Raw genomic sequence first — 9,604 nt, 5'->3', positions numbered from 1 at the left:
CTACCTGAAGCAACACCGCTTATATACCCGCACACTTGGAATTATTTGAGTCTCTAAAAATGAGGGGATCTCTGAGGGCTAAACCGGGTCACTCTGACTCGATTGTCACAGATTGGTCCGCGTGAGTCCCGAAGATTGGGGGCATTTTCTGACAGAAATCTGGGATGTCTGGTTTTCACACGATTTTGGCTCGGTATTTGTAGATCAATTTGAGAATGTGATTAGTCAAATGCTGGGTAAAGGAGCCCAGTCCTGTGTCAGCGGGCAAATTTGTGGAAAAGCAATTGCCATTGAACACGATGGTGATGTGTATAGTTGTGATCGTTTTGTATACCCAGAATATCGACTGGGAAATATATTACATGTTCATGAAGGCGAAATGGCATTTTCTAACCGCCAAAAAGAGTTTGCGTATGCCAAGCACAAGTCACTGACACAATACTGCAAAGTCTGCTCATATTTGAAATTATGCTGGGGGGAATGCCCCAAAAATCGTTTTGTCAAGACTCCTGAGGGCGAAGCTGGGCTGAATTATCTTTGTCCAGGGCTAAAGATCTTTTATAAAAAAGCGTTGACGGACCTACCTGTTATCTTAAGAAGGCTGAATTTCAGGTGAATAATTTGGTAATAGGGAGGTTATCAAAATGACAAGTTATCATAAGTGGCGCGGTTCACGTATTTTCACCAAGTCGGTGTGGCTAGTGCTACTATCTTGTTGCGCTTCACCCCAAATTGGTTATGCAAATGAACGCCCTAAAGTATGCTTGGCGTTGAGTGGTGGTGGGGCTCGAGGCGCAGCTCATATAGGTATTCTAAAACGGCTTGAAGAGTTAAAAATTCCTGTTGATTGTATTGCCGGTACCAGTATGGGGTCTATTGTTGGCGGCCTTTATGCATCTGGTAAAACAGCCGATGAGATTGAAAAAGCACTCGGTGCAATGGACTGGGAATATATTTTCAATGATGACCCTGCACGACAAGATCTGCCACTTCGCCGTAAGCAGGAAGAGCGGCTTTATTTGATTGATGCCAGGCCGGGTGTGACCGACAAGGGGGAACTTAAATTTCCGACAGGTGCCATACAAGGACAGAAATTTTCACTGGTCTTGAGAGAGCTCACATTACCCGTTAGTACCATTACGGACTTTGATAAATTACCTATTCCATTTAGAGCCATCGCCACAGATATAGGTGATGGCAGTGAAGTCATCATAGCTAAAGGAGATCTGGCTACCGCGATGCGCGCAAGCATGGCAGTTCCCGGTGCTTTTGCTGCGGTGCAGCAAGATAACCACTTACTGGTTGATAGCGGCTTGACTAATAACCTTCCTGTTGATGTTGTTCGTAGCATGGGGGCTGATATAGTTATTGCGGTTGACATTAGCTCGCCATATATGCCAGCAGATCAAGTGACAGATATGTTTGCCATTACCGTTCAGATGACATCGATTATGACGCGGACTAATGCTGATCGGCAAATTGCCTCCTTGCATCAACAAGATATTCTCATTGTACCTGCACTTGGTGATATCGGAAGTGGCGATTTTGATAAAACAAATGATGCCATGAAAATAGGGTATAAAAGTGCTGTTCAGGTAAATAAAAAACTTGAGGCGCTCAGTTTATCTGAATCCGCATACAATGATATGCTGATGTCAAGAAATCACCCGGAGAAAAGTGAACCAGTCATCAACTTTATCAGAATAAAAAACAATGCTAACGCCGATGATCAAATTATTGCAAAACGAATTAATCAAGCAATTGGTAAACCACTGGATCGGGAAGTATTGGAGCAAGACATTGGCGCCGTATATGGCCTTGGTCTATTTCAGTCGGTGAGTTATGACGTCATCGAAGAGGACGGTAAAAAAGGGCTGGAGGTGGATGCCAAAGCGAAAAGTTGGGGTCCTAACTATATGCAGTTTGGCGTGGAGCTCTCTAGTTCAGTGCAGAAGGATGATAGCTACAATTTGGCACTTTCTTACCAACGTACCGATATAAACTCCTTGGGGGGTGAGCTGCGTGGTGGTGTCCAGTTCGGGAATGAACCTAAAATTGGTGCGGAGTGGTTCCAACCATTTGATATGCAAGGATTATATTTCTGGCAGACAGGTGCCTCTTACGGATCTTATGATGTCGGTATCTATGACGATGAGGGTAATCATCTTGCTATTTACCAAGTGACAGAAGCGAAAATGGATGCCGCGTTGGGCAGAGAATTCCCGCGTTATGGTGATCTTCGGATTGGCTATCGCTATCGCACGGGCGATGGAGAGTTAAGTACGGGAACGCCTGGTTGGGATTCATTTAATTATGATACCGCACAGCTCTATACCCGATTCTCGGTTGACAGACTCGATAATCTTAATTTCCCCACATCTGGCTGGTTTAGCCTGGTTGAGTATGCCAAGGCCGACCCATCATGGGGTAGTGATAGTCAGTTTGATCAAGCGATGGCAAGTGCTGCTATATACAAGACGGTTTATGGTGGTCATGTGCTTGGATTAGCAGGTACGGCGATGACAACGATCGATGGCACTGCGCCGATCCAGGATTTATATCGCTTTGGCGGATTCCTGAATTTATCTGGTTATACAGAAAACTCTCTTTCTGGCCAGCAGGCCGGGGTGATATCAGGGGTCTACTATCATCAGTTCAAAATAATACCATTGCTTTCATGGTATTTAGGGACAACCATCGAATATGGTGGTGTATGGGAAAGTAAAAATGACTTTGGTTCAAATTCAGAATGGGCCGGGAGTGTTTTTTTAGGGGCGAACACACCACTCGGACCCGTTTATCTTGGCTATGGTTATGGGGAGAGTAATAACAACACAATATTCTTTTATTTAGGCAGGCCATTATTTTACTAGTGCTACGTGTTTCATTCAATAAGCAATAGGAATGCATATGAAAAACACCAAGATCGCTATTTTACTTTCGACATTACTGCTGGCAGCATGTGCCGGTTCCGGACCATCCGGTTCAACACCTGCTGAGGTGCCTCGCTCGGGTTATTTGGGTGATTATTCTGTGTTAACCAAGGCGCCTGGTGACTATCAAGGTGAAGCGTTACGCTGGATCAACCCGGAAATGGTTAAGGGCAAGTATAAAAAGATCATTATTCACCCCGTTGTCTTCTACCCGAAACCGAAAGAAGGGACTCAAGTCAAGCAGGAGAATCTTGACAAAATATCCGACTATTTAACCCAGAAACTCAGTCAGGAGATCAGCAAGAGTTATGAATTAACCAATACCCCTGGCGCAGACACGCTGGACTATAAACTTGCCGTCACCGGTGTTGCGACGACGGTTGAGGGACTCAAAGCTTATGAGGTTGTCCCTGTCGCATTAGTATTGGCCGGTGCTTCAACCGCGCTGGGGTATCGCGACAAAGTAGTGACAATTTCTGTTGAAGGTATGCTGACAGACTCAATGACCCATGAAGTCATGGCAAAGGGATTGCGTCAGGGGGTCGGTGAAACACTCGCAGATGATCAACAGCAGTTAGTAGTTGAACATGTTAAAGCATTATTTGATGAGTGGGTGATGATGGCTACCACATTGGCATCTCAGTTACGCTAATAAATTGTGACATTCAGGGCCCAGGAATATTTTAAATTTCCTGGGCCCTGTATTTTATGTCCATTTGACCATGGTGAAGCCAGCTTCTTCGATTTGCTATTTTTACCATGCGTCGACTATTTATCGTGTCCGGACGGTTCGTTCGTCGCGAGGCCTGATTGCTCTCTGGCTATTTTCAGCGCAGCGTTAATGTCGGGGATAGATGTGAAAAAACCGCCAGTTGGCGGTTTCACTTAATTCGGTAGGTCCCTATTTCAGGGACTTCTTCAGCTTCTTGATCTTGCCTTCGTGCTTGGCAATTTTCTCAAGGCGTGCGGCGATCTTCTTCTTGATATCTTTCTTGCTTGCTTTGGCCATCGTTGGCGCTCCTTTGCAGTGGTGACACACGAGGTGCCAGGGGGGGGCTCTTCCTTCGACATCCCAGAGTGCCACATGGCCACCCTGTAAACCAGCACTCCGTTGCATTAATAGCCAACCCGCGGTGGCCGGTTGCCTCATAAAGGTGGTGCGCAGATCTATCCGCTCGCTGGCAAGGCGGGTGCAGCTCGACGCTGTGGCAGCTATGTGGTCACGTCCATCACACCGGGTGAGGGGTGAGCCAGCGCAGCAGTTGTTGGCCCACCTGCGGGCTGCCGAGCAGGGCCATATGACTGGTGCGATAGATAATCAGGGTATGGGCGGGCAGAAAGGCCAGCTGATGACGCGCCTCGCTGTGCTGGCCGAGGGCGCTGCGCAGGGGCACCAGTCCATCGCCAATCAATCGGTCGGCCAGTAAGCTGCGCTTGGCGGCAGTGGTCGCGGCGATGGCATAGCAGTTGACGCCGCAGGGGAGGGGAAGCGGCTCGCGGGGATCACGCATGGGCACGGCGGGATCGGGTGGTGCGAGCGTCTCGATCACCTTGCCGTGGCGCAGATCCTTGATACCCGTGCTGCGCAACCGTGTCAGTCTGACAAAAGGTTCCGTGTAGGCGCTGGCGGGCAGCAACTGTTCCAGCCAGTGCCCGGCGTGTTCCAGCGGTGCGCCATGGTGTGGTGTGCCGAGAAAGATCAGGTTGGCAAGGTGCACAGGCCAGATGAGCCCGTCCACGCAGGCATGGTGGCAGGCGCTGCGGGCAACCAGTCCCCCCATGCTGTAGCCCATTATCGTTATCTCTTTGAGGTCTCCCGGCCAGTGGGTGAGCAGCTGCTCCAGCAACAGGGCCAGTGTCTGCCCGTTTTGTGCAATGGGCAGTCCCGAGTTATAGCGCACGTAAAGAGGCTGATAACCAAGCGCGTTGGCAAGTTGCTCCCCATGGTTGACCGGTTCACCCTGATAAAGGGTCTGCCACTGCAGATCGTTCATGCACAGGCCATGCACCATCAACAGCACCCGTCCCTCGCGGGGCAGATCTGTCGGCATGGCCTGCCAGTCGAGAGGCGCTCCCTGATAGCGCAGGGTCATGGGGGTGGCGAGGGCGTTATGGCTCTCGACCAGTGCGTCCCCCATCACGCCGTTGAGGGTGGCGATCAGTGCCGCGCGTTTGGGCGTCTCGGGAATATGGTGCAGTGGCGGGGTCGGCGGCAGCCGGGTCAGCAACCCGTTGATGCCGCTGCCGAGGGTATTGGCCGCGCCGTGAACCCCCTTGTAGACCAGCCCGGTGATCCCGGATGTCTTCCCCTCATCCCGCCCCTTGATCCCCATACCGCTGAGCACAGCCTGATGTACCGCTTCGGTGATCTCTACCGCAGCGGGCAGCGCCAGGGTCAGCAGTTGCGCCAGCTCACGGATATCCGAGATATGCCAGGAGGAGGGGGACTTTTCTGTGGTGTCGGTCATGGGAACGCCTTGTGGAAGTCCATCGAAAAGGGGCCGCCTGGGGGCGGCATATCAACCAGCTTGCGCGGTTTGGCACGGGTTTACCAGTACCAGAGAGTGTGATCCTGGAGCAAAAGGGGCTGATGATAGACCCTTGCGAAGCCGGTCACGGTAACGACGGGGAAAATCACCTCTACTGCGTCACATGATGTGCTGAGAGGAGGATAAGGATGTCGCTGTTTGATGAGGTTCGGGTACAGGAACTGTGTGCAAAGTTGCTCGATAGCCAGAACGAGAAGGGCTGCTCCCTTGAGAGCAGGCATGGCCGAGAGTTGAAGGAGCTGTTGCAAGCGGTGGGCGGAGTCGAATCAGTTGGGCGCAGTGCCCGTCATATATTGACCGAGGCGGGGCGGACTTATCTGGCTGGACAGCTGGCGCAGGTGGTGCCCTCCGAGCCGGACAAGCGTGAGCAGCTGCAACGCCTGGGTGTGAATTTGCCAGCACGGCTCAATCAGGCCTGCTTTCATGCACTCTGGCATGGGGACAGCAAGCATTCGCGCAGTGAATGCCCGGATCCACAGCTGGCGGATTTGTCGCTCACGCAGGATGAGGTGATTCGCATCCGAACCCTCGAACCGCTCTCGCTGGTCGATCGGCACGGTCAGCAGCACGATATGACGGCGGTGATGGCCCTGCTGGGGGAGTTGGCGTTGCCGGAGCGGACATTGACAACGTTGGCGGCCATCGGCTGGCAAGGGGATCGCGTGATTACGGTGGAGAACAAGGGGGCCTTTGTCGACTACCCGCTGCAACCCGGGCAACTGCTGCTCTTTGCCCCCGGTCGCAATACCACCCTGGCCAAACGGCTGATCCCGCTGTTGCCTGCGGGCGTGCAGTGGGCCCATTTCGGCGATCTCGATCAACGGGGTATCGACATTGCCATCGAGCTGGCGCGTGAGCTGCAGCGTCCTGCCATGCTTTGGCTCCCCAGTGAGCTGCTGCCTTATCTGGATCACTACGCCCGTCCGGTGCGCACCTTTGCGACGGACAGTGGCAAGGTGCCCTGGCGTGTGATGAAGCAGGCTGATCAGGGCGATGGTCATGGCACGCCGACAGGCGTTCCCTGGCTCGATGAACTGGTGACGAAGGGAGCTTGGCTGGAGCAGGAGGTGTTGATCCTGGCTGCGCGCTGGCAGTGCTGGCCATTGCCCATCGCGGGCAGTTGAATCCAAAAGGGGCATTATCATAATGATAACGGCCAGCGCGGTTATATCATTTCAGCCCCTGAAACTGACCTTTGATGATAATTCTCACCGACGTAGGGATATTGCCTCTGGTTATTATCACTCGGCTATTTTATGGCTTGGCTGATCCGCTCACCTTTTTATGGAATAAATCGCTGAAATAGCCGCCGCTTTTGTGCTCTGCATCACACACTTTCGCCATTTATTAATATCTTCCTGCATTTTTTTAGTTTGGCACGCTTATTGATTGCCTTACATCGACGCTAACCGATGAGCTCACCCACAACCGGGATGCTGGTGACATCGTGAGTGAAAGGGGAGCTATCCATATCTCATCCAATGATTGGGGCGAACGATGAAAGCAGTTAACGAATTAATCAAAGAGATCAGAGCACTCAAATCCAACCTGCATGAAAAAGATTTTCTGCTGACCTGGGAGCAAACTCCTCAGGAGCTGGAGCTGGTATTGAAACTGGCCGAATCCCTCAAGACCCTGCGCGCCGAAAATATCTCTACCAAACTGTTTAATAGCGGGCTCGGTATCTCGGTTTTCCGCGATAACTCCACCCGAACCCGCTTCTCTTATGCCTCTGCGCTGAACCTACTCGGTCTGGCCCAGCAGGATCTGGATGAGGGCAAATCCCAGATCGCCCACGGCGAGACCGTCCGTGAAACTGCCAACATGGTCTCCTTCTGCGCCGATGCCATCGGCATCCGTGACGACATGTTCCTCGGGGCCGGTAACGCCTATATGCGTGAAGTGGGCGCGGCACTGGATGAAGGGTTCGAGAAGGGCGTGCTGCCCCAGCGTCCGGCACTGGTCAACCTGCAGTGCGACATTGATCACCCGACTCAGTCGATGGCTGATCTCGCCTGGTTGCAGGAGCACTTCGGCAGCCTGGAGAGCCTCAAGGGCAAGAAGATTGCCATGACCTGGGCCTACTCCCCGAGCTACGGCAAGCCGCTCTCCGTTCCGCAGGGCATCATAGGTCTGATGACCCGCTTTGGCATGGACGTGACCCTGGCCCATCCGGAAGGGTATGACCTGATCCCGGACGTGATCGAAGTGGCCAAAGAGAACGCCAAGGCCTCCGGCGGTAGCTTCCGTCAGGTCACCTCCATGGAAGAGGCGTTCAAGGATGCCGATATCGTCTATCCGAAGTCCTGGGCTCCCTACAAGGTGATGGAGCAGCGCACCGAGTTGCTGCGCGCCAATGACCACGCTGGCCTCAAAGATCTGGAGAAACACTGTCTGGAGCAGAACGCCAAGCACAAGGATTGGCACTGCACCGAGGAGATGATGAAGCTCACCAAGGGTGGCGAAGCGCTCTATATGCACTGCCTGCCCGCCGATATTTCTGGCGTCTCCTGCAAAGAGGGCGAAGTGACCGAAGGGGTATTCGAGAAATACCGTATCGCCACTTACAAAGAGGCGAGCTGGAAGCCCTATATTATCGCCGCCATGATCATGGCCCGTAAATTCTCCGCCCCGGCAGAAACCCTGGAGAATCTGATTAAAGAGGCGCAAAAGCGGGTGAAATAAATAACGGCAGGGCAGGGTGAATATTCATCCTGCCCACGCTGTCGAATCCATTATTTCGAGTTTTCTCCCCGTGGTATCTGAATAACGGATCTCCCGGCGAGGCTGCTCTTTGTCAGGTAACGCCTAGTGAGGTAAGCATGTCCCAATTTTCGCTGAAGATGGATATTGCCGATAACCGCTTTTTTACCGCCGAGCCATCACCGCTGTTTTCCCGTGTTGAAGCACAAAAGGCTCGCGCTTTTCATAAAAAACTGGCCGGTTATGAGCCGACCCCATTGTGCGACCTGAAAGATCTGGCCGCCTATATCGGGGTGAAAAATATATTGGTCAAGGACGAGTCAAAGCGCTTTGGCCTCAATGCCTTCAAGATGCTGGGTGGTGTTTATGCCATCGCCAACCTGCTCTGTGAAAAATACGGGGTGGCCATCGAGGATTTCTCCTTCGATCTCATCAAACGCACCATCAAGGAGCCGATGACCTTCGCCACCACCACGGATGGCAACCACGGTCGCGGTGTTGCCTGGGCCGCCAAGCAGGTGGGTCAGCATGCGGTGGTCTACATGCCCAAGGGCTCTGCCCAGGAGCGGGTGGATCACATCCTCAACCTCGGTGCCGAGTGCATCGTCACTGACATGAACTATGACGATACCGTGCGCCTGACCATGAAGATGGCCGAAGAGCGCGGCTGGCACATCGTGCAAGACACCGCCTGGGAGGGTTACACCAAGATCCCGACCTGGATCATGCAGGGTTACTCCACTCTGGCCGACGAAGCGGTCGAGCAGATGCAGGCCATGGGCATCAAGCAGCCGACCCACGTGCTGCTGCAGGCTGGCGTAGGTGCGCTGGCGGGCGGGGTGCTCGGCTATCTGGTGGACTGCTTCGGGGCGAAAAACCTGCACAGCATAGTCGTCGAGCCGGATCAGGCCGACTGCATCTACCGCTCCGGTGTGGCGGGGGAGATGGTCAACGTAGGCGGCGACATGCGCACCATCATGGCCGGTCTCGCCTGCGGTGAACCCAATCCGCTCGGCTGGCCTCTGCTCAGAAGCTGCACCACCCAGTTCATCTCCTGCCACGACAAGGTGTCGGCGCTGGGTATGCGGGTGCTGGGCAACCCCCTTGGCAATGATCCCCGCATCATCTCCGGCGAATCCGGCTCGGTCGGTACCGGCGTGCTGGCGGCGGTGCGTCACCACCCGGATCGCGCGGCGCTGATGGAACGTCTGGGGCTAAGTCGCGACTCCGTGGTGCTGATCATCAACACCGAAGGGGACACCGATGTGACCCACTATCGGGAAGTGGTGTGGGAAGGCAAACACCCGGCCTGCGAGTAACTCCGGCTGCGAGTAAGCAACCACGAATCAAAGAATTGATCGCGCCTCGCTAACGGGGGCGCGGTAACGGGCACAGGGCGCTGCCGATGAACAGGCCGCG

At 53.4% G+C, this 9,604-nt stretch carries 7 protein-coding genes; 6 read left to right on the top strand and 1 reads right to left on the bottom strand.

Translation table 11 applies throughout. The features are described 5' to 3' along the window. Positions 1-121: 121 nt before the first annotated feature. Genes OKC27_RS06715 through OKC27_RS06705 form a run of 3 tightly spaced genes read left to right on the top strand, consistent with a single transcriptional unit; the run spans position 122 to position 3,585 of the window. Positions 122-616: an SPASM domain-containing protein gene (locus tag OKC27_RS06715; protein ID WP_270806020.1), complete on the top strand. Its 495-nt coding sequence runs from the start codon at positions 122-124 to the stop codon at positions 614-616. A gap of 28 nt (positions 617-644) precedes the next feature. After that, the gene (locus OKC27_RS06710; protein ID WP_270693865.1) at positions 645-2,873 is read left to right on the top strand and encodes a patatin-like phospholipase family protein; all 2,229 of its coding nucleotides are present in this window, start codon (positions 645-647) and stop codon (positions 2,871-2,873) included. Positions 2,874-2,910: 37 nt separating this feature from the next. Continuing rightward, the gene (locus tag OKC27_RS06705) at positions 2,911-3,585 is read left to right on the top strand and encodes a DUF3313 domain-containing protein (protein WP_270693866.1); all 675 of its coding nucleotides are present in this window, start codon (positions 2,911-2,913) and stop codon (positions 3,583-3,585) included. A 577-nt stretch (positions 3,586-4,162) separates the two neighbouring features. Here OKC27_RS06705 and OKC27_RS06700 read toward each other — a convergent pair. Next, a complete protein-coding gene (locus OKC27_RS06700) occupies positions 4,163-5,401 on the bottom strand; it encodes an esterase/lipase family protein (protein ID WP_182939632.1) in 1,239 nt (412 codons plus the stop codon). Between the two features lie 209 nt (positions 5,402-5,610). Here OKC27_RS06700 and OKC27_RS06695 point away from each other — a divergent pair, with 209 nt between their 5' ends. The 3 genes from OKC27_RS06695 (at position 5,611) to dpaL (ending at position 9,504) form a co-directional block, all read left to right on the top strand. Further along, a complete protein-coding gene (locus tag OKC27_RS06695; RefSeq protein WP_270693868.1) occupies positions 5,611-6,606 on the top strand; it encodes a Wadjet anti-phage system protein JetD domain-containing protein in 996 nt (331 codons plus the stop codon). 373 nt (positions 6,607-6,979) lie between these two features. After that, entirely contained in the window at positions 6,980-8,167 is a 1,188-nt protein-coding gene (gene ygeW / locus OKC27_RS06690; protein WP_182939634.1) for a knotted carbamoyltransferase YgeW, read from the top strand. A 137-nt stretch (positions 8,168-8,304) separates the two neighbouring features. Beyond that, entirely contained in the window at positions 8,305-9,504 is a 1,200-nt protein-coding gene (gene dpaL / locus OKC27_RS06685) for a diaminopropionate ammonia-lyase (RefSeq protein WP_182939635.1), read from the top strand. Positions 9,505-9,604 lie beyond the last annotated feature (100 nt).

The sequence above is a fragment of the Aeromonas sp. QDB62 genome (assembly GCF_027705695.1).
Taxonomy (GTDB): domain Bacteria; phylum Pseudomonadota; class Gammaproteobacteria; order Enterobacterales; family Aeromonadaceae; genus Aeromonas; species Aeromonas allosaccharophila.
Note: the sequence above shows the minus strand (reverse complement) of the source record. Positions and strands in the feature narration are given on the sequence as shown.